General features: G+C 63.0%; 18 protein-coding genes and 2 pseudogenes. 13 read left to right on the top strand and 7 right to left on the bottom strand.

All coding sequences use genetic code 11. The annotated features are described in order from the left end of the window. The first annotated feature begins 44 nt into the window (after nt 1–44). The 5 genes from MKL11_RS11425 to MKL11_RS11405 all read left to right on the top strand — a co-directional run bounded on the left by MKL11_RS11425 (nt 45) and on the right by MKL11_RS11405 (nt 8242). Nucleotides 45–458, top strand: coding sequence for a hypothetical protein (locus MKL11_RS11425; protein WP_243943324.1), 414 nt, complete (start codon nt 45–47; stop codon nt 456–458). 148 nt (nt 459–606) lie between these two features. Next, nucleotides 607–2784 (top strand): CHASE2 domain-containing protein, encoded by a 2178-nt coding sequence (locus MKL11_RS11420; protein ID WP_243943322.1) that lies wholly within the window; start codon nt 607–609, stop codon nt 2782–2784. A 508-nt stretch (nt 2785–3292) separates the two neighbouring features. Beyond that, nucleotides 3293–6064, top strand: a complete 2772-nt coding sequence (locus MKL11_RS11415) for a VCBS domain-containing protein (RefSeq protein WP_243943320.1) — start codon at nt 3293–3295, stop codon at nt 6062–6064. Between the two features lie 125 nt (nt 6065–6189). Further along, complete coding sequence (locus MKL11_RS11410; RefSeq protein ID WP_243943866.1) at nt 6190–6549, top strand: DUF3307 domain-containing protein; 360 nt, start codon at nt 6190–6192, stop codon at nt 6547–6549. 463 nt (nt 6550–7012) lie between these two features. Beyond that, on the top strand, nt 7013–8242 hold the full coding sequence (locus MKL11_RS11405; RefSeq protein ID WP_243943318.1) for an EAL domain-containing protein: 1230 nt from the start codon (nt 7013–7015) through the stop codon (nt 8240–8242). Nucleotides 8243–8360: 118 nt separating this feature from the next. Here the strand turns inward: MKL11_RS11405 and MKL11_RS33075 are convergent, their stop codons facing one another. Next, on the bottom strand, nt 8361–8483 hold the full coding sequence (locus tag MKL11_RS33075; protein WP_279600430.1) for a hypothetical protein: 123 nt from the start codon (nt 8481–8483) through the stop codon (nt 8361–8363). 366 nt (nt 8484–8849) lie between these two features. Between MKL11_RS33075 and MKL11_RS11400 the strand changes: the two genes are divergently transcribed. The 3 genes from MKL11_RS11400 (at nt 8850) to MKL11_RS11390 (ending at nt 10397) form a co-directional block, all read left to right on the top strand. Continuing rightward, nucleotides 8850–9167, top strand: coding sequence for a hypothetical protein (locus MKL11_RS11400; RefSeq protein ID WP_243943316.1), 318 nt, complete (start codon nt 8850–8852; stop codon nt 9165–9167). Between the two features lie 10 nt (nt 9168–9177). Then, a complete protein-coding gene (locus MKL11_RS11395; RefSeq protein WP_243943314.1) occupies nt 9178–9441 on the top strand; it encodes a hypothetical protein in 264 nt (87 codons plus the stop codon). Between the two features lie 437 nt (nt 9442–9878). Next, a complete protein-coding gene (locus tag MKL11_RS11390; protein ID WP_243943312.1) occupies nt 9879–10397 on the top strand; it encodes a MucR family transcriptional regulator in 519 nt (172 codons plus the stop codon). 266 nt (nt 10398–10663) lie between these two features. Here the strand turns inward: MKL11_RS11390 and MKL11_RS11385 are convergent, their stop codons facing one another. Further along, the gene (locus MKL11_RS11385) at nt 10664–11068 is read right to left on the bottom strand and encodes a response regulator (RefSeq protein ID WP_243943310.1); all 405 of its coding nucleotides are present in this window, start codon (nt 11066–11068) and stop codon (nt 10664–10666) included. Nucleotides 11069–11435: 367 nt separating this feature from the next. Then, nucleotides 11436–11852 carry a restriction endonuclease gene (locus tag MKL11_RS11380; protein ID WP_243943308.1) on the bottom strand — a complete coding sequence of 139 codons (417 nt, stop codon included), beginning with the start codon at nt 11850–11852 and terminating at the stop codon, nt 11436–11438. 716 nt (nt 11853–12568) lie between these two features. Here MKL11_RS11380 and MKL11_RS11375 point away from each other — a divergent pair. Further along, complete coding sequence (locus MKL11_RS11375; RefSeq protein WP_243943307.1) at nt 12569–13813, top strand: capsule biosynthesis protein; 1245 nt, start codon at nt 12569–12571, stop codon at nt 13811–13813. Nucleotides 13814–14662: 849 nt separating this feature from the next. Next, nucleotides 14663–15013, top strand: coding sequence for a hypothetical protein (locus MKL11_RS11365; protein WP_243943305.1), 351 nt, complete (start codon nt 14663–14665; stop codon nt 15011–15013). A 203-nt stretch (nt 15014–15216) separates the two neighbouring features. Here the strand turns inward: MKL11_RS11365 and MKL11_RS11360 are convergent, their stop codons facing one another. Further along, nucleotides 15217–15747, bottom strand: a complete 531-nt coding sequence (locus MKL11_RS11360) for a hypothetical protein (protein ID WP_243943303.1) — start codon at nt 15745–15747, stop codon at nt 15217–15219. Next, entirely contained in the window at nt 15723–16613 is an 891-nt protein-coding gene (locus tag MKL11_RS11355) for a hypothetical protein (protein ID WP_243943301.1), read from the bottom strand. Before MKL11_RS11355 ends, MKL11_RS11360 begins: the two co-directional genes overlap by 25 nt. Nucleotides 16614–17318: 705 nt before the next feature. On the opposite strand from MKL11_RS11355, the pseudogene MKL11_RS11350 reads away from it, so the two are divergent. The 3 genes and pseudogenes from MKL11_RS11350 to MKL11_RS11340 all read left to right on the top strand — a co-directional run. Further along, a pseudogene (locus MKL11_RS11350) lies at nt 17319–17477 on the top strand (IS3 family transposase); the annotation flags it as partial. A 1022-nt stretch (nt 17478–18499) separates the two neighbouring features. After that, entirely contained in the window at nt 18500–18772 is a 273-nt protein-coding gene (locus MKL11_RS11345) for a hypothetical protein (RefSeq protein WP_243943299.1), read from the top strand. Further along, nucleotides 18772–19155: an HNH endonuclease signature motif containing protein gene (locus tag MKL11_RS11340; RefSeq protein WP_243943297.1), complete on the top strand. Its 384-nt coding sequence runs from the start codon at nt 18772–18774 to the stop codon at nt 19153–19155. Before MKL11_RS11345 ends, MKL11_RS11340 begins: the two co-directional genes overlap by 1 nt. Before the next feature lie 336 nt (nt 19156–19491). Here MKL11_RS11340 and MKL11_RS11335 read toward each other — a convergent pair whose 3' ends face one another. Together MKL11_RS11335 and MKL11_RS11330 are read right to left on the bottom strand one after the other, a co-directional pair. Beyond that, nucleotides 19492–20286 (bottom strand): ABC transporter permease, encoded by a 795-nt coding sequence (locus MKL11_RS11335; RefSeq protein ID WP_243943294.1) that lies wholly within the window; start codon nt 20284–20286, stop codon nt 19492–19494. Between the two features lie 46 nt (nt 20287–20332). After that, nucleotides 20333–21261: pseudogene (locus MKL11_RS11330) on the bottom strand (glycosyl transferase); the annotation flags it as partial.

Here is a 21261-nt window from a genome sequence, read left to right as displayed (position 1 = left end):
GGGTTTAGGGACGGAATATGGTCCTGTCGCGATGAGCCGGCTCCATGTTCCGTATTTCAGTGCCACGAGCGACGGCGTTGCTAGCCGTCTTCACCCTCACCGCGTTCCTCGGTAACGAGGTCGGGTGGTGCGCGAGTGCCATCGAGCGCGGAGGTCTCACGGAGGCGAATCGAGCCGCTCAGGCGCGGATGGATGCGTTCCAGGCGCGCCAGCAGGTTTCAGCTGAGCGGATCATCCGCTCGATCTGCATCGGTTGCCTGCCCGTCGTTCACGTCCGCATCCCACCGACGGTCGATCGCTCGGGTGCCGGAGCCGTCGCAGAGGCCGCGACCGCGAGATCCGGCGCCGCCAAGCCTCACAAGCATCCTCGACAGATGGTCGCCGGCTCACAGCATCGGCGCATCGGGGTGCGGTCCCTGCAACGGATCCTGCTCGCCCGCCTGATCGTCCCGGACTAGGACTAGGCGATCGCGCGCTTCCGATGATCCTCACCCGTCCAGGCGAAGGAGCACGCCGGTCGGGCCAAACGATCCCCTATCATCGACGGTGCCAGGGATGCCGCAAGGACTCTTTTTTAAAGCTCACCGCTCCTTGGGGAGAGGGCCCATGATCCGGCGGATGTCGCCGGTGCTCGCCGCGCTGGCGGTGACGTTCGCCGTTCTTGGAGCACGCGCCTCCTACCCGACCCCGTTTCTCCGGTTGCAGGCGTTGGCCTTCGACACACTCCAGCGGGGGGCCGGTCGCCCGCTCTCCGATGGCGGCCGGGACGACGTCGTCGTGATCGACATCGATGACGCGTCGCTGGCTGAGATCGGGCAATGGCCGTGGCCGCGCGATACTGTGGCGGAGCTGATCGAGATCCTGCAGGACATCGACGCCCGTGCGATCGGGCTCGACATCGTCTTCTCGGAGGCCGATCGCACCTCCCCCCGTCGCCTCGCGGCCGACTGGACCTCCCGGCTCGGTCTCGCCGTGGTGCGGTCCGACGGCGCGATCGGTCGACCGCTGCCGGACAACGACGACGTTCTCGCGCGTGTGTTCGCCCGCGGTCGCGTCGTCGCCGGCTTCGGTCTGATCCGGGACCCGAACGGGGCCGGGCGACCGAAGGCAGGTGGCCTCCTCCGTCAGGACGCGGCCCAACTCGAGGCTCTCCCGCCCTATTACGGGGCGATCCGGAATCTGCCGGCGCTTGAGCTGGCCGCCGCCGATCAAGGGAGCTTCATGGTCGCCGGGGAGACCGACGAGATCATCCGGCGCATGCCGCTCGTCCTCAAGCTGGAGGATGCGCCGATACCCTCGCTGGTGTTGTCCGTCCTTCGCCTCGCCCATTCGCCATCGACCCCGGTCCTGTTGAGGGGCGTGCGATCCGCCGGCATGACCGGGGCGATCGTCGGCTATGATCTCGAATTCGCGGGCCGGAGGATCCCGTTGGAAGCCGACGGCTCGATGCGACTGCGCTTCTCCGAGCGGGGCGAGCGCTCGAGCGTGTCGGCCGCGGAGGTACTCGCAGCAAGGCGCGATTCAACGAGGTGGGAGACATTGCGCCAGCGGGTCGCCGGGCGGATCGTCCTGGTCGGGGCGAGCGCCCTCGGCCTGGTCGATCGGCGCGCGACGCCGTTCGACGGCTTCGAGCCGGGGGTGAACATCCACGCGGGCGCCATCGAGCAGATCCTGCGCGGGGACATCCTGGTTCGCCCGTACTGGGCGGGGTCGATCGAGACGGTCCTCGCGGTCGCTGGCGCCTTGGCGGCGGCAGGCCTCGTCGCGGTCGCGCGCCTGCGCTGGTCCATCGGCCTCCTCGCCGCCGTGGTCCTGGGAGCGGCCAGCTCCGCCTGGGCCGCGTATCGATGCGGCGTGCTCATCGATGCCAGTCTGTTGCTGGGTTTGCCCCCCCTAGCCTTCGTGGCCGCCGCCCTCACCCGTCACTACGTCGCGGAGCGTGAGGCGCGCGCGTTGCGGACGGCCTTCAAACAATATTTGTCCCCCGACCTCGTGGAGACCCTGGCGCGCGACCCATCCGGGCTCCGACTGGGTGGGGAAGAGCGGGAGATGACGTTCCTGTTCACCGACGTCGAAGGGTTCACGAGTTTTACCGAGCGCTCCGAGCCGTCCGAACTGGTCAAAGCCTTGAACGCGTATCTCGACGGTGTGTGCGCCGTCGCCTTTCGTCACGGCGGCACGATCGACAAGATCGTGGGCGACGCCGTCCACGTGATGTTCAACGCGCCGCTCGATCAACCCGACCACGCGTCCCGGGCGGTCGCCTGTGCCCTCGAGATCGATGCGTTCGCGCGGGGCTTCGCCGCGCAGCACACGAGCGGCTTCGGCGTGACGCGGATCGGCGTGAACACCGGCCCGGCGGTCGTGGGTAATTTCGGCGGCGCGCGGCGTTTCGACTACACGGCCCACGGGGATGCCATCAACACCGCGGCACGGCTGGAAGCGATCAACAAGCGCTTCGGCACGTCGATCTGCGTCTCGCAGGCGACCGTCGAGCGAACCGGTACGGTCACCGGCATGCGCTTCCGCGCGGTCGGCGGGATCGTCTTGAAAGGCAAGGCTGTGGCGACCGAGATCTATACCGTGGTCGCCCCGACCGGCGCGAATACCGCCCATTTCGATCGGTACGATGCGGCATTCGCGGCGCTCGTACGCCGGGATCCCGGCGCATCCGACCAGATGCGCCGGGTGCACGCCGACGATCCCCAGGACCCCTTGGCGGCGTTCCATGCCGGCCGGTTGGACGCCGGCGAGAGTGACGTGGTCTTGAACCGGGCCGCCTGAATCGCGCCGGGATCCGGAAGGGCCGCCTCGAGATTCGCCGGCGCCATCACCGGATCCTTAAGCAGCGCCAGGCAGAGTGACACACGGCGACGAGTCCCGTCGCCAAATTCCAGAGGCGTCGATGCTGCCGACACACGATCCGACCGATCTCTCCCGATCGTCCGGAGCCTTCGGTCTGGTCAGCGTCGTCGAACACCCGGGTGGCAGCGGTTCGGACATCGTGGTCGATGCCGAGCTCCTGTTTCAGGGGCGCTATGCGCGTGTCCAATCGGATCTCGTCGTGTCGGACGCACACCACCGCGTCGTGATCCACGACTACTTCGACGCTACCACCCATCCCGTGTTGCGCTCGCCCGACGGCGCTCTGCTTCCGGACGCGCTGATCGCCTCCCTCGTCGGCGCCCAGGAGGCTCGGGTGGTCGGCGAGAACGCCCCGGAGGCACCGAGGGCGATCGGCCGGGTCGAGAGTGCCAGCGGCGGCGCCTCGGCGCTGCGCAACGGCGTCACGGTGGTGCTGCACCCGGGCGACCCGATCTTCAAAGGCGATGTGGTCCGGACGGATGACGGCGGCAAGCTCGGGCTCACCTTCGTCGACGGGACCGCGTTCAACCTCGACGGCGAATCCCGGATGGTCGTCGATGGCATGAACTTCCAGCCCGGGGCGGCCGGGAACAGCGCCCTGTTCAGCCTCGTCCAAGGCATCATCACCTTCGTCGCCGGTCAGACCGCGAAGTCGGGCGACATGAAGGTCGTCACCCCGTCCGCCACCATGGGCATTCGCGGGACGGCGGTGCACGTCGAGATCGCGAGCGATCACGGAGCGGTCAAGTTCTCGGTCATGACCGAGCCGGACGGACATACCGGACGCTACGACGTGTTCGACCGCGACGATCCCAATCATGTCCTGTTTACCGTGTCGGATCCCGCCACGGTCACCACCGTGACCCCGAACGGGCAGGGTCAGATCGCGATCAACAGCGTCGCGAAGACCGCGGTCGAGACCGATCACGAGTCCGGGTTTCTGAAGAGCGTCTTCGCGACCGTCGCGAGCGGGGTCCAGACCCCCCTCGTCACCGCGCCGAGCCCGACCTCAACCCCGCCGCAGACCCACGCACCGGCGGCGGGGTCGTCGAGTCCCCCGAACCTCGTCGCACCCCCGACGATAATACCGCTCCCGGCCGCGCCCACACAGCAGGGATCGCCCGGTGACCATGCCCAGGCCGAGCCTACGACGGGAACGCCGCTTCTCGCCTCCACAGAGGCGCAGGGCGCGAGGGCTCAGGACGTCACCGTCCCCACGAGCCTCGCTACGGTGCAAGAGGCCGCGCTACATTCGACGGGCGCCGCCGTCCAGATACCGACGCAGCCAGCCACGGAAACCCATTCGTCTGTGCAATCCGGTGCTTCGAGCTTAGGGGGTGGCGCGGTTGCGTCCTCCCAAGTCGAGCCGATCGCGGCGGCAATCCCCGCCCCAGCGCCAGCGACGCTTGCGGTCTCGGAGCCGCAAGCGAGCGTGCAGGTACGTCCGGAGATACAGAGCCCAGCATCTGAGCCGCACACAGCCCCTTCCGAGCGGACACCATCTGCACAAACGGTTGCGAGCTCGGCAGATCTCAGTACCCCGGTCGTTGGCGCGGCTGTGGAGCCCTCCGATCCAAGCGTGACAGGCTCCGTGTCGGCCGGGATCGGGACGGCCGTCGGTGTCGGCTCCGGATCAACGGTGCCGACCCCCGACCATCCGCTCTCCGTGGCCGACGCCGCGGGCGCGGTGATCGCCACCGCGCGGTTGAACGCCGATCCCGCCCACGGCCTTCTGGCCAACGTCCCGGGGGCCTCGGTCGCCTCCGCCGGTCCCGTCGGTGGGGCGAGCGTGGCGATGGTATCCGGTCCGCTGACGCTCGCCGGCCAGTACGGCGACCTGACCGTGCACGGCGACGGCAGCTACAGCTACAGCGCCGATCACGCCGCCGCGTTGCCCGCGGGCGGGACCGGGATCGACAGCTTCACCTACACGGCGCGAGACCTGAGCGGCCACACCGCCACGGCCACGCTCGCCCTGACCGTGACCGGGGTGAACGATGCCCCGGTGTTCGACGGGGGGGCGACGCCCGGAGCGACCTTGAGCTTGCCGACCCCCGTGGGATCGGGTGTCGAGCACGCCGCGGGCAGCCTGCACTTCACCGACCCCGATCTCACGGATCGTCCGACGGCCTGGGTCGTCGCGCAGACGATCAGCGTGCTCGATGCCTCGGGCCACACCCTGAACCTCACCACCGCGCAAACCGCGGTGTTAGAGCATGCCTTCACGATCGGAGCGTCCGGCGGTAGCACGAACGCGGGCTCTATCGCCTGGAGCTACGATCTCGCGGACGCGGCGTTCACCTTCCTCGGCGCCGGCCAGACGGCCAGTGTGACCTCGTCAATCGGGGTCGACGACCACCATGGTGGCGTCGCCACACAGGACGTCGTCATCCACTTGGCGGGGGCAGCGGCGACCGTATCGCCGGCTCCGTTCGCCCTGGACGACATCAGCGGTGTCGCCAAGGGGGGAGCCATCACGGTGGATGCGCAGCACGGTGTGCTCGCCAACGACACGGGCTACGGCTCGAGTGCAAGCCTGAACGTGATCGCCGTCGCCAGCGTCAACACCGGGCTAGCGGTCCCAGTGATCGGTCCCCTCGCCGTTCCCCTGGTGGGCGATTACGGCATCCTGACGCTGTCTGGCGATGGCAGCTATAGTTACCACGCGTATACCGGCGCGCTGCCGTCAGGCACCGTCGCACAGGACGTTTTCAACTACTTCGTCACCGACCAGCAGGGGCGAAGTTCGAGCGCGAGCCTGACGATTACCGTCGGTGATCCGAGCATGACTTACGTAAATGCGACTGGGATCAATGACGGGACCGGCCAAATCTCGTCCGGATCGAACGGTCCGACGGTTCTCGACGGCGGCAACGGCGCCGATCACCTCACCGCGGGCAATGGGCCAACAGCGCTGATCGGTGGGCCCGGTGATGATGTCATGACCGGCGGTGCAGGGCCCGACACCTTCGTGTTCCGCGGACAATTCGGGCATGATACCGTCCACGGCTTCGACGTCGGCAAGGACGTCCTTCAGTTCGACCACGCCGTGTTCAACTCCGTCAGCGCCGTCTTGGCGGCGGCCCACGATGGCATCGGCGGCGTCGTCATCACCGACCCACTGGGTGACAGCCTCACCCTTCTGAATGTCACGAAGCAGGCGCTGACGGCGCATGCTGGCGATCTTCACATCGTGTGAGCGCGTCCGCGTCGATTCCTCGGCGGTTAGGCGCTTCTTGACCACCTTCGTACATAGCTTTGCGCCTCCATCCCCCGGGGCGCCAAGCTGTGCGACTGTTTGAGACCGACGGCTCCGTGCTGACGATGGGCGCCCTCCTGACCGCGATGGCGGCCAAGCATTTCATCGCGGACTTCTTGGTCCAAACCGAATGGATGGCGCGTGGTAAGGAGCGGCTGCGTGGCTGGGGACCCCCGCTCGCCGCTCATGCCGGGGTACACGCCCTCGGCACCTTGGCGATCGTGGCGATATTTCGACCAAGCTTATGGTGGTTGAGCGGGATCGATTTGACCGTCCACTGGCTGATCGATCGCGGCAAGACGCTCTGCGCACATCGATTTCAGTTCTCGATCACGGACGTGCGGTTCTGGTGGTTGATCGGCTTCGATCAATTCCTGCATCAGGCTACAAATATCGTCCTGTCGTTATTGATGGTAGCGCTCTAACCGCATCGCTCACCGCCGTGTCGGGGCGAGCCCGTTACCGGTTCTTAACGGCATGCCTTCCGTCTGGCAGACGGCGCGTCAATGCTCGGGCGACATTTAGGTTTGCTAGACATGCGCGATAATCCGCTGAGGGGCGCCCGCCCGAACATGCAGATCTGCCTCACCGACGAGCCCGACTGGATTTTGCAAATCGCGCCTGCGTGTGAAAGCAATCGAATGCTATAGCCGTCCTCGCGCTGCGGGCATCTGCATCGATCCTCAACAAGGCGTCCTCGGATCGCGCCGTAGGATGGTTCCTTTAGGGGTTTCTGTGAGGCTTTCTTCGCCCTAGTGCACTGACGCTCTCAAATGGTGCATGGCGCATCCAGAATTATTAATATAATGCAGTTGGTTAGTTCTGTGCCCTTGGTGCGTCCGTCGGCATCAGTGCACTAGGTTGGTCGATCTCTAGCCGCGAGTCATCGTGCCCGTCGTGTCGCCGCCGTCATTGCATCGCGTGCACCTCTGCGCCGGTGTCACTCTTTTCAGAGAGGGGGATTCGGGCGATGCCGCCTACCTCATCGAGGAGGGGCGCCTGGAGATTTTTGCGACGCGCTCGGACGGCGATCTCGTGTTGGCGTGTCGCGGGCCAGGCGAGGTCGTCGGCGAGATGGCGATCCTCGATGGAGGAAAACGCTCGGCCACCGTTCGGGCGCTCGCGGACAGCGTCTTAATCGTCATCACGCGAGAACAACTGGCGCGGCGAATTTCTGGGACGGACCCCATCCTCCGCATGTGCTTGAGCGTCGTGCTTGAGCGCTACCGGGCAACGGTTGCGCGGCTCGAGGGGGCGAGCGGACGATCGGCCTGCCCGCCTCCCCCTGACACACACAACCCATCCCCATACTTCCGCGAAGCCATCGAAATGTTGCGGCTCGAGCAGGAAATTCAGTCGGGCATAGATCGGGCGGAGTTCTTCATGGTCTTCCAGCCGATCGTGAGCCTCGATACGGGATATACCGTCGGGTTCGAAGCGCTGATGCGATGGCAGCATCCGGAAAGAGGCCTGCTCCCGCCTTCGGAGTTCATCCCAGTTGCAGAATCGTCGGGGCTGATATCTCGACTAACGCTGGCCGCCTTGAGGATGGTCGCCGAGCTGATTCCTCAGTTGCCCGTTGTAAATAGGCCCGATGGTACTGGGCGCGAAAAGCTTTTTTTGAACTTAAATATTGCGGCGCAAGATCTTTTTGAGGGTGGGTTTCTCGAATTGCTCGAGAAATTCGTTCGGGAGGGAAGATTTGAAGCCAGCTCACTACGGTTTGAGGTCACAGAGAGCGGTCTGATAAAAGACCCTGATCGTTCAATCGCGACCCTTTGCAAGCTCCGTGAATACGGATTTGGAGTCGCTATCGACGACTTTGGGACGGGATATTCATCGTTGAATTATTTGAGTACGCTGCCTGCTACGGCTATCAAAATCGATCGCGGCTTCGTCAGATCGATGCTGGACGATCCAAAAAGCTTCAAGATTATACAGATGATTGTTCGGCTCGCTGACGAGCTGGGACTGCCAGTCGTTGCGGAGGGCATCGAGCGGCCGGAACAAGCCCAGGCGCTTGATAGAATGGGATGTGTGTATGGCCAAGGCTATCTTTACGGTAAGCCCATGCAGTTTGAGGACGCTGTAGATTTAATTGTAGATTTGCCTCGGTAGCGCAATAATTTTCATTGCAAATTTGACAGTAAAAACTGACTGGGGTTGGACGCGAATGTCCACGATATGGCGCTGTCCAGTTAGGAACCGTCTATCCCCGCGGTTTTGTCCCCCAATCTCAATCGATCGAGACCGCGTAAGGTTCGTGACGGCGCTCGAGCGTGGCATCAGCGCGCGCCGATTGAACGATCTCCGTAGCGCGCACGAGGCTGACCCCGTTGATCGAGGCGATGATCGTCATGGCCACAGCCTCCCCTCACGGGAGAAAATCATGAGATCGATGAGGATCTGCTTTGGCAGATGTGATCATCTTGATGGATATATCGCGAGCTGCATCTGGTGGCCGTCAGAGCCGTTACATGGATGGGAACGGATGCGGCCGCGCGGCGATGGATGCGCTTATTCCGCGCGTTGATCTACGTGGGCCGTAATTGACTTGTCAGCGGGAGGACGCTGCGCAAATTGGAGCGGGACGCGGCGCTGTGGATATGCACTGGGATCGACCGCTTACGATTAGACAAGGCGGCCGGGCGTGCTGGCGGCAGCGCGAAGCGCCTGAGAGAGCCAGACCGAGGCGTCATGTCGAACGCACGAAGGGCTTTTTGATGTGACGGACGCCGATGCGCCACCCGACAAGCTGGCCGAGGTCGCTGGGTTGGCGACAGCGCTGGCTGACCGCATTCTCGACCAGCACGTCGCTGGTACGACGATCCAGCCGAAGCAATTCTATATGCTCGTCCAGGCCACCCAGGTGCTCCAGGACAAGGGCGTGGCGTGGCCACCGTCGGTGGAACTGGTTCTGACGGAAATCGCCAAGCGCGCCGACCAAGCTGAAGGGGCCCCAGGGGACACGGAGGCGGGGGGCAACGGCGATGATGTCGTGGTGCACATGAGCCAGTTCCTCAGTGATGTTAAGCGACCCTGATGGAGCCGACTTGGGAGACGAGGATCGCGACTTCGAGCACTCCGTCCTATCGGGTTCGTTCACCCGCGACGGTGAGACGGTCGACGTGGAGATGTATCGGTTCGCGGGTACGCAAGATCCGTGGCAGCTGGCCGTCGTCCACATGTCCAGCGGTACAACCGAGTGGCGGGGGTGTTTCGCGACCGAGCAGGACGCCTACCGCGCCTTCATGGAGGTCGTCGAGAGGGAGGGGCTCGCATCGTTTGGTGCCGCCGTCAGCAGGGTGGTGCACTGACCCCACCGGCGGCTGATGATGGATCGACGCCCTCGCTACGGGATCTCCACGGTCAAACTAGACCGATAGGTGCGCTCTCGGGCGATCGGGCCCCGTGCCGACGAGCCCCTTCACGGGGAAGATGTCGGCCAGCACGCTGGTGTAGGTCGCTAGCTGGGCGGCGCCGTCGTCGATCGGCCAAGCGATCCGCGGTTGGCCTTTCGTTTCAGCTGCTGTGGTTATCTGTTGGCGCCACTCTAGATTGTCGGCCCGATGCTTGGCGCGTTTGAAAAACGCAACAACGTGATCGGGGAGAAATTAAGCTGCACTCCCGGTATCGGGGCGGCACATTGACTCTACCTTGCGCACCCACAATAACTTGTGATTCATCCGAAATTGTATTGATTTCTATCCGCCCTCGTCACAGTGTCAGATTTCTTCGAACGTAGGTGCATTTCGTGGACGAAAACGTGGAAACGATCGAGCGTGGACCGACCGATTTTATCGAGCTGACGGCGGGCCTCGTGTCCGCCTACGTCTCGAATAATCACCTGCAGCCGAGCGAGATTGCGAACTTAATCGCCAACACGCACGCTGCGCTGGCAGGGCTCGGCCACGGCAGCGCACCCGAGGCTCCAACGGTCGAGAGGCTGACCCCGTCGCAGATCCGGAAATCGATCACCCCCGACGCGCTGATCAGCTTCATCGACGGCAAGCCGTACAAGACGCTGAAGCGCCACCTCACCGGCAACGGCATGACGATCGAGCAGTACCGGGAGCGCTACGGGCTGCCGCGCGACTACCCGTCTACGGCCGCCAGCTACTCCGAGCAGCGCTCGGCGCTCGCCAAGAGCCTCGGCCTCGGTCAGCAGCGCAAGAAAGTCGCCCCGAAGACCGCTGCACCCGCGGCAGCCGTCTCAGAGAAGCCAAAGCGCGCGGGTCGGCCGCGCAAGGCCAAGGAAACCACTGACGCCTGAGGTCAGAGAGAGCGGGCCGCCCGTTTCCGCCGACGTTGCCCTTTTCCGGCCTATCGCGACGGTCGAGCACACACCGGCTCCCGTTCGCGAGCGCGACGGCCGCCGTGTTCGCCCTGTTCACGTGTGGCCGGCGTGTTCCTCGCAAGAGAGGGTAGTACACTACTCTGCTGGCGTTCGGGCTTCGAGCCGTGTCGCTGGCAGGATCCAGGGGGGGCGAGTCAACGAAGGCTGCGATGAGGCTCGTGTCGAGCTGCAGATCAGTGTGCCTAAACCGTACCATCCGGTCGAGCATTGCCACACACCGCGATAATCGTCTCACGCAGCTTCGAGGGCGTGAACGGCTTGATCAAGCAGGCGTTCACGCCAGCCCGGCGCGCGGCTGGGAAGCAATCGGCCTGCGCCTGCGTCGTCATCATCACGAACGGCGTCTCCCGCAAAGACGGATCGGTGCGCACGTGGCGCAACAGCTCGTACCCGGTCATCGGCAGCATGTTCCAGTCGGACAGCACTAGGCCGTAGCGGCGCTGCCGCAGGTACTGGAGGGCCGCCGTGCCATCGGACGCCGCATCGATGTCGCGAAAGCCAAGCTGACTGAGCACGGCACGCACGACCTCGATGATCATCGGCACATCGTCAACGAGGAGGACGGGCGGAAAGCCGGAATAAGGCATGAACTCTCGAGGCGAAGGCGCGCCTTCGAGAGGGCGCGCTGACCTGGCCCACCGCCGTCTGAATCGGGCCATCGTAGAGGGCAAGTCTTGTGAAAATCTGTACGAGGCATCGACCATCTGCGGTCGCGCCGCCAGCCCATAGCGTGCGCTTGATCGTGCTGACCGGCCGATACGGTAGGTGCGGCTACGCATAACCTTCTTGGCGTTGCCTGCCAGAGCGAGGTCAGCGAACCGTATCGGGTGGTGTCACCGAGCACCCGACGCGAAGCGGCGGTGCGAGGCGCACCGGTGTCTCGCCGCCGAATGACGGCGGAATGGCCGATCTCACCGGCCGCCCTGCCCCGCGCAGATTCTGGCAGACCCGCGATCAGGCCGCGAGAGGTAAATCAGACCTCGACGTCGGTCGGATCATCGGCGCAGGTGCGCGTTGCGGCGTCAGGAGGTCCAGCTGCGAGCAGTGCAGCGCGACCACGCCGAATTCTGCCGCCATGGCGGATGCCGCGCCGCTGAAGCGGCCGTTGGTGATCACGCAGGCGGCCTGGCAACTGTTATGCTGGGCCGCCGTCGCGACTTCGTGGACGGCGAGGCATTCGAGGTCCCGATCCGTCCACTCAAACCGGACGACGACGCGCCTGCGATCATGGAGGAGAACGAAATGCTCCCGGTCCTGATGGTCGAGTCGCCAGCCCATCGCCTTCAGGCACCGCAGCGTCAGGGCCGCGTAGCTCGCCGGGGAGAAACTCGCGTGATCGAGAAAGGTCCAAGAGACGATCTCGGCGTCCATGATCCCTTGAGACTCAGCGTGCAGCGCGCGTTGGAAGCTACTGAACCTGAAAATGATCCGGAGGGGGCGGGAGACGGATAGTTTGTACCGCTGTCTGAGTTCCATGCCCCAGCGCATCTTGAACTCCGCTCGGCTCTTGGCGTGCCGTTCCATCCAGCTGCATTCGATGACCAGGCGCTAGGCGTCCGGGCGCAATGTTTCGCGTCACGCTGTGGAAGTGCGGGCGTGCAGGTAGAGGTAGGTGATGAGCAGCAGAGCTGCCACCACCCATAGGGTCAGACACGACGCGAACATAGCGGCGAGACTTTATTAGCTGATGAGATTTTCAATTATCAGCCAGTTATATGAATCGGAAATGTCTGTTTCGAACTCGTTCCAAGCTGCTCGCCTGTGTTTATGCGATGGCAAATCAATCCTTTGGTCGGATATGTTCTTAGCCTCAGGCGGTGCGATCTCTGATCGCCCTGAGGCTGTCTCGGTTCGATCGGCCTCGATACGGAGTGTTTGAGCTGATCGCAGCTGAGGTTCCGCGAAGTGGCGTCCTCTTACCGCTCGCGCTTGGAGAGGCATGCCGACAGCCTGATCCGACAGCGCCGTGGCCGACATGCTTTCGCCGCGAGCTGATGGGAGTGCCCACGCACGCAACTGCACAGAGGCCGCCGGGTATCCGGTTCAGTCTCGACACTTCGCGGTCCGCCAGCGCCTGGGACTGGTCCATGAATATGGAAGCTCGGAAGGTCGGCGGAAAGCCCGTCGCCTCCTCTCAGAATCAGAGGGCGATCGCCAAGGTCCTGCGCCAGTTCCCAAACGTGCCGAGCTTTCGGGACCGTAAGAAGGGCGTCACGTCCTACCAGAGCCACGTCAAGAGCGATCCTTGGATCCTGATCCTGTTCGCGGTCTGCTTCGTAGTGCCGACACTGGCTGGCGCTCTGTACTATGGCCTCATCGCTTCGGATCGGTACGTGACCGAGGTGAAGTTCGCCATCCGCCCCTCGATTGGCACGGCCGACAAGGCGGCCCCCGATGCTGTCGGTACCAATGCCGGCGTGGTGAGTTCGACGATCGCGCAAGACACGCTGATCACCCAGGAATACATCCTGAGCCGGCCGATGTTGGAGGCGATGGAGGCTCAGATGCCGATCCGCGAGTGGTTCGGACGCAACAGCGTCGATTTCGCGTCCCGCCTCGATCCTGAAGAGCCGATCGAGAAAGCCCTTCGCTACTGGAAGCGGCGGGTGTCCATCGATGTCGAGTCGGCCTCGGGCATCATGGGGCTCACGGTGGAGGCCTTCGATCCAGACGAGTCGCTGGCGATCACGCAAGCGATCCTGAACGATGCCGAGCGGATGCTGGGCAACCTCAGCATGCCGGCGCGTGAGGATGCCTTGGTCGAGAGCACGCGCGAGCTGAAGATCGCTCAGGATCGCGTCGCCAAGCTGGAAATCGCCCAGACTGATCTGCGCAATCGCGAAGGTCTGCTCGACGCTGAAAAATCGAACGAGGCCAACCTGAAGCTCGTCTCAGAGTTGCGAGGTGCCCGCATCAACTTGGCCGTCCAACTCTCGATCGGCCAGCGGGATCTCGGACCTGAATCCCGCCGGATCATCGATATCAAGCAGCAGATCAGGGATCTCGACGACAACATCGCTCGGATCGAGCGGCAAGCCACGGGGCAGGATCCGAACCAGAAACGTCAGCTCGCCAGCGCGCTGACGCAGTTCGAGGCTCTCGAACACGAACGGAAGGGGGCGATCAAGTACGCCGAAGAGGTTCGGAAGGCCTATGACCGGGCACGCATTTTGGTCGCTCGGCAGCCTCAGTTTTTTAATATGATCACCGCGCCGGTAAAGGCAAATTCTGCCACGGAACCCCGGCGTGCTCTGATGATAAGCCTGGTCGCCGCGGGATCTGCTGTCTTATTTGCCGCCGCGGTGTTCGTCCGCAAGACAATGATGAGCTGATAAATTTGATTCGGTTAAATTTTGGGCGGAGTCCATTGGAGCGAGCATCTGTGTCGCGTAATGCTTGGCAGCCGCCTTAATCGTATGTGCAAACACGCCGATGGTCAAAAGCATCGCCGCCCTGAGCAACAAACCATCGCCCGCCACATGATGTTACCACTGATGTCTGGGCCAAGAGCTTGAGCCGGGAATGCCCGCTGGCCCTCAATCCAACCTGTCATCGTGACGGGGATATTCTTTCTCTCAAACCGCGGCAGCGCCCATTCAGTTTGTTGGTTCAGCCCACGGAGTGACCTAACCGCGTGGGCTCGGACGGATATCAGCCCGACATGGCCGAGCGCATAAAGTCACTCCCGCAAGAGCGAGGCTCCGTCCTGTTCGTCGTCGTCTCCGAGGATGGCAGCCCGGCCTCGAACCGGCGTATGCTGATGGAGGGTTTAGCGGCCTGGATGGCGATCAGCCGGCCTGCAATCTCATCCAGCAGCATGAGGCTGAGATCGCCGAGACGGCGGGTCGTCCTCTGCGGGGGATCCAGGGCCTCGTGCGAACCGCTAAGCCGGAACCGAAGCTCGTACGACAATAGCACGCCAGAGCCCGCACTTGGGCGATGGCATCCGATTCCTTGGCCTGCAGCATGGCGACGATCACCCGTTGATAGCGAGTTGGCGCTTGGCGAGATGTAGAAGCTTTGGCGCAGCGAAGCGCAGGTCGTAGCTTCTCACCTGCTACAGCGCCCCATTGGCGAATGGTGATTTCGCGCCGTTATTTTCGTATCGCTTGAAAATTCTCAGTTTCCAGCTTCGTCACAGCGTCAACAAGGGGGTGCCAACGAGGCTCTTGGAGCATCTGATGCGCACTGTGATACTGATTTCGCTTCTGATCTGTGATTTTTCATTTCCGGCTGTCGCACAGCATGCACAGCCTCGGCGAGACAATCGGGGAATCAGTTCTGATATAAATAGCGACGAAAAGGCTGAAGAGACTAGGAAATTTAACGCTAAGGCTAAAGAAAGGCAAAGATCGCTCAACAATCAAAACAAAAATCTATGGGATCGCTGGATCTACGCTGTTTGCCTGGGGCGCACCTGGGCGCCGAAAAACGTTCGGATCGTGCATACCCATCCTTCGCGCGTACTGATGGGGATCCCGGCCGCTGAGGATGATGCGCGAGAGCGCGCTGACATGCGCATCGGGACCTGACGGATACAGCGGCAGGCACGTTCCAGCAAATCGATGAGCACCGCATCGGCAGCCGCGACGACGTTCCCGCGGCCGCCTCAGCGCGGGGGCTCTCCCATGATCACCGTTGACGCAGTCTCGGCGCAGCCGCTCCGGTTTGCCGACGGCTCATCGGTGGCGCGCCAGTGTGGGGCGAGGCGCAGAAGCCGATCGCCCGAGCCCGATCAATCCGAGGAACGCGCCTCACGCCTCAACGCCGCCAGCACGTCGTCGGGTGAGGCATCGCAGTCCGCTGGCACGATGATCTTGACGGCCATGTCGTCCGTCGCGGGGAGCTTCTGCATCGCCAGTCGGGCATAGGCCCGACGGGTGAAGTAGATCGCGTTGAGGCTGGCCGTGGCGAAGCGGCTGCCGAGGTTCCAGCCGCGATAAACGTAGAAGACGTGATCGTTAGGGCGAGGTACGCCCAGGAGCGACGGGTCGGACCCGTAGGGGCTGGCCTGCACGAACTCGACAGACGCCGGCTCTCGGCATGAGCTGACCTGCACGCTGCGATGCTGAGCGACCGAGCGCGGTAACAGGACGCCCTTGCCGAGATCCACGGGGGCGCCGGCAGCTTCCCGGACCGCCGTGCCGCTCACCGACTGTTGCCGGTATGCGTAGATCCGCACCCCGACCGAGACAGCCATGAGAAGGCACAGGAGGGCCAGGCCGCTGCGTGCCCAGGGCGTCAGGTTCGCGGGCTGAGCGGGCATGTGCGCCTCTCCGCGCCCAGTAGGATAGGGGCGATGGCTGCCAGCACGGAGGCTAGCGCCACCACGGACGATCCTGCGCCGTCATGCCAGAAGATGAAGGTCTCGCGCGACGGCACCATCAGCAAGATGCGCGTTAGGTTGATCGCGACGACCAGGCAGGCGCTCATTCCCAGCGCGCGGAACGCCGTCTGGCTAGCCGGCTGCTCGGCGATCTTCAGGATGGACAGCCAGATCAGCACCGTCAGAGAGAGGTTGTGAAAGGACGAGCACCCCTCGAGGATCACGATCGACCAATCCGGCCGAACGCTCAGGCTCGCCCCCTCGACACCGAGATCGGTGTAGAACAGGCGTCCAACCCTGTAGATCATGCCCACTTCGATGACCTCGATCGCCTGGTAGGCGATCTTGAAGAGGAGCTTGCCCCAGAGTTCGTAGACAGACAGAGCCAACCAGATCTGGCCGATGCCGGCCAGCCGCGGGTGGGAGCGACTCTTCAGGAGAAACCACGATCCGGCGAGCGTCATGGCGAGGTAGACGCCGTGCTGCTCCGGCACGAACCACGCCAGCGCGGAGAGCAGCAGGACGGCGATATCGGACCCAGCCAGCGTCGGGATCTTATGCGGGCCAGAGAGCATCAGCGACAGGATCGCGGCGAGCCCGAACGCCTCGCCGACGTTGAACTCGACCAGATGCTGGGTGGTCTGTGTCTCTTCGAGCAGGTGCCGCTGCAGCACGGCCGATAGGACAGTACCAGCCGAGAACACCAGCAGAGACCAACTGGCGGTGTGGACGGGAAGGAACGAGGTTAGCGCGCGTGCCCTTCCGATCAGGCTGGCGGACGCGCACCGTGTGAGAACTTCGACCACGCCAGGCTCATCACGCTGCTGACTTGGCTTTGCCGCTCTTCCTACGGCGCAGGAAGGCCACAGTGCTGCCGGCCAGCATCAAGCCGAGCATGGCGTTGACCTCAGGTGAAGGCGCGCCCCCTGAGCTATGACTTGAGCTGCCTCCAAAGCCAAAATCGAAGAGGGATCCGCCAGAGCTTCCACTGACAAAGGCTGGTGCAGAGGATGGGCTACCATGGGTCGCCGGTGCGGTCGCAGGGGCCAAGCGTAGCGCACTTCCAGATATCTCGCCGTTCCACCCGCCGGCGAGAGCATTTCCATTCCCGGCCGAAGCGGGACTGCAGGAACTAAGCGCTATTGCAAAGCAAGAGCATATACCTACGTATTTCATTGCTGTATCTCGTTTCAATTCCTATTGATCTCAGACCAGAAGTTATAATCATTGCGGATACAAACCAAAAATACGGTTAATCAGAGCAATCCACAGCCTGTATCGTTGATTGGCCCATAAAAATCTGATTCGAGGGCTGAGAATAAGGTTTTTACGTATGTTTTGCGGAGCTGTCCGGAACCTCATTCTCGCCCTGCAATAACACTCAGTATGGCAATCTCGGCTGCAGAGACTGCGTCATCTCTCCCGCTCCAGCGCCGAGCTAGTGCCCCTAGCGCCACCTCGGGCAGCCCGGTCTGGGGTGCCTCAGCCTCGCGGTCCTAGTCGTTCCCGCGCAACCGCGTCGCCCCCGGCGCGCGACGGACAGCGGCCACGCCTCCCCGGTCCCGCGCAACCGCCTCGATCAGGACTTCACGGCAGCTCGGCCTGATCAGAAATGGGGCGCGGACATTTCCTGCATCTGGACGCGGGAAGGTTGGCCGTACCTGGCGGTGGGCTGACCCTGACGGTCCAAGGTTACGCCGGCGAATTCTGCGGTCGGCTCTCGTGAACGCTGCCGTTGGACAGAGAAATGGGGGGTGTGCCCATGCCGGGGCTTGTAACTCTCGCGCCGCACCCTGGCTCGATTGAAGCCGATCGGAATTGATCGATTGATGGTGGTCGTCTGGACTGAGCAAGCGGTTTCGGTGAGAGGCAGGACCTAAGTGCGGATTATTTTGGGTCGATAAGGCCGATCAGATCGCCGCTGGAATATTCCTTATCGCGGCGGTCATATTCGACTGGACTGCTCGGTCGAATGGAGCGCTACTCATCGTGCCACGAAGCAGCCAGCTTCTACGATGCAGAATGAGAAAACATCATGAGAAATGTCAGACTGTCATGCATATCTGGCTGCACGCAAAGGGGGCGGCTAACCGGTGCTGCGGCGCTATCGGACATCGCTGAGGCCTTCGCAGTAATCAGATCTGAGCCTCAGACTGAGTGCGCTTATTCATTGCCGCTCCACACCAGGAGACGGATGACCGGTATGGCAACCTGTAGCTCAACGGCAGAATGGTGACCAACATGAGTGCCATCATTCCGGCCGACTGAGGTACGCTGTCCGCGACCGGACCGAGACATTCAATGGATGGCATTACCCTGCAGGCCTACTGGGCCGCGTGCGGGGTCGGGGCAGTGGCGGGGCCGATCCTGCCGCGAACTCGATGGGTGCCATGCATATCCCCGATTTCCCCCGCCCCCGCCCCGTATCACCGCTCGGTTGCCGAACCCTGAGTCCGCGCTGCTGCTGGGTATCGAACCGGTACTTGGCACCGCCCTCCTCCTTCTCGGCGTGAGGGCGGCCATGTCAAACCGCAGCATCTCCTGGGCAGCCGCACTGCGCGAGCTAAAGTCAGACCGAGCGGCACGCTCGACGATCCGTGAGGAGCGCTTACGCACGAGCGCGGGCCTCCGTGGCGCCCCTGTCCTCGCCATGAGCGCTTGGCGGGGGCACTCGGGCCGACGCTATGTCGTTGTGGTCCAGCCGCTCGACACCGTTGATCTCGTCGCTGAAGATCCTGCGGTCGTCTTGGCAGTGCGCCGCAACGAGCAGGGACAGGCTTCGATTGTCGCTGTTCGCGTCTGCCAAGCCGGCGATCCCGGTTTTCTCGGGTGGCTCGCCGCTTGCGCAACACGCGGGGCGTGCGAGCTGCACGCCTACCGGCTGGCCGAGACCGGATCTGAACGCGCGGCGATCGCGACAGACCTGAGTGGACTGATCGCGACCGCCGGCGCAGGAGGGGTGTGATGCCCCGCCGGGAATTCAGCAAAGCGGTGCTGCGCGCGGCCCTCGCCCGAGCGGAGGGTCGGTGTGAGGGTGTGCTGACCGACGGCAGCCACTGTCCGTGCGCCCTGCAAGTCGGGCGGTTCCACTACGACCACATCGTGCCAGCAGCATTGACGGAGGACGCGTCGCTCGAAAATTGTCAGGTGCTATGCAAGCCCTGTCATGCGGCCAAGACGGTGGTCGACGTCGGAGTGATCGCGCGGCTACGCCGAGTACGCGACCGACATACAGGTATCACGGATGCGCATCGCCGCTCACTTCCGGGCGGCAAGGCCAGCCCGTTCAAGCGGCTGATCGGTGGTGGGGTCGTCCGCAGGGACACAGGCGAAAGGCTAGATAAGTAAGACCAATAGTGCTCCCGCCCACTTCACGCCACAGATAGCCGCGTGATTATCGGTATGGTGAGGTCTAATTTGACCTAACCGATCTTTTGGACCGGGCCAGATCAGCGACTGTCCTGCCGGTCCAGCGATTTGCCATAGCGTTCCGTCCGGCAAGATAGATTTGAGGACGATGATCCGCGTCCTTTCGGAGGCACTTGCCCCCTGATGTCCGAAGCGTGCGGTCGGACTGATCGCCCATGCGAAATGCGTTTGACCGCAGAAGCACCTGAGATGCTTTGCACTCATGCTTTCGATCTGAAATAATTCGAGCTCCGATTTGCATGATCTCTCGGTCAATCAAGAATTAAGTTTGCTAACTACGTGCTTGATGAGCAGAAGGCCGATGCTTGCTGAAGTCAGGCCAAACATAATGACGTATAAATAATCCACTTGAATGCCGGCATATGGATAGTAGGCTGACCGTACCCATTCCGCGCATTGCAGGGCCGGATTAAATTTCATCCAATAATAGACCTTATCAGGCATGAAGCTTGGCAGAAACATGACTCCGCTCGACACATACATGATAATACTAAAAAGCGCATAGCCGATCATCCATCCGGGAAAAAACCCTATGATCGCGACATTGATTGTCCCGACGCCAATCCCTAAAATGATCGCGGCCACGTAGCCAGAAACAGCAGCGATCGGATTTGCTGGGATAGGGTTTGTACCCAAGACAACTAATACTGAGGTAACGACAAGCAGAGCCAGAAATCCGGTAACAATTTCGACCAGTATGCGGGAGAAAACTAAATCAAAAAGCTTAACTTGAGGATAGTACGTCAACGGGCGATTCATGATGACGGATTTCATCACTTCCCGGGAGATATATTGAAAAACCAGGACGGGGACCGCGCCCGTAGCGAAAAATAGCGGCCTGCTATCGCCAAGGGGCGCAGCCAACTTCTGGAATGTGTAGATCGAGATCAACATGAAGACGTGGACGCAGGGCCATAGAACCACCACGGCATAGCCCCAAATCGACGCTCCAAAACGCGTGCGCATGTCGCGCAGAATCAGAGCGTGCAGGACGTGCAGATAGGACTCGACCGGGCTCTTCTGTGTTTGAGCCGTGAGGAGAGCGGACATCGGGGTGGCCTCTGCGTTTCTCCGCCTGCTTCGTCGAAAAACTGGGCTAAAGTGCGTTGTTCGGATGTGCCGAAGGGACCTGCCTTACGTTGTCGAGGGCGTAGTAGTCGCCCATCAGGTCCTCATATTCGGCCGCTTGAGCGGGCGCGGAGATCGGCCCGCCGACCGAGATGTCGATCGCCATCAGTTGGTCGTTCAGTGTCCCTGGATGTCTGGCGAGAGCGTAGGGCAGGACGTGGCCTTTCGGATGGGCGCGCAGCCGGTCGCCCTGGTCGCCGAGGTCGAAGGCCACCACCGGCATGTCGGTTCGCAGAGCCAGGGTCAGGGTATACGAATAAGTCTCCGGCCAGATCGCCGGTAGCAGGATTAAGTCGGCGGAAGCCATCGGCAGGAGGTCGAGGATCTCATCGTCCGCCCAGTGTTGCCCGGTCTCGGCGATCTGCAGGGCCGCCCGGGCGACCCGATCGAGCGTCGGGTCGTCGGTAGAGTAGCGGCCCGTCTCGGTGACGCCGGCCCGCCTCAGGCCATCCGTGAGTGTCGGATCGGAGAAGCCTACGATCGCAAACCGCAGCGGTAGATTCCTTTTCAGCGCGTCTGCGGCCAGGGCCTGGAGCAGAAGGCCACCTTCGGGCATGCTGATTCCACCCAGCACGGCGACCCGGCGCACGCGGCCCGGTCTGCGCAGGGCGGTGGATCGCACGCGCCGGTCGTGCTCGACATGCGGCCGCACCGTGATCGCCAGATCCGGATACACCGCCCCGATCCGGCCCGCCGTGTCGGCCGACGGCGCGAACACTCGCGCCGCACCGGCCAAAAACCGCCCGAATGCGGCCCGGCGCTCCGCCGGGTCCGGCTCCTCGTAGCCGTCCGCGTCCGCGGCCAGGCAGTCCCGGCACACCGGCACCGGCGCCAGGCCGCAATAGCGCCCGTCCGGCATCACCAGGTGGTTGCGGTGGCACACCGGCGAGAAGTCGT

The organism is Methylobacterium sp. J-077, from assembly GCF_022829365.1.
Classification (GTDB): domain Bacteria; phylum Pseudomonadota; class Alphaproteobacteria; order Rhizobiales; family Beijerinckiaceae; genus Methylobacterium.
The sequence above is the reverse complement of the archived record's forward strand: the minus strand, read 5'-3'. Positions and strand labels throughout refer to the sequence as shown.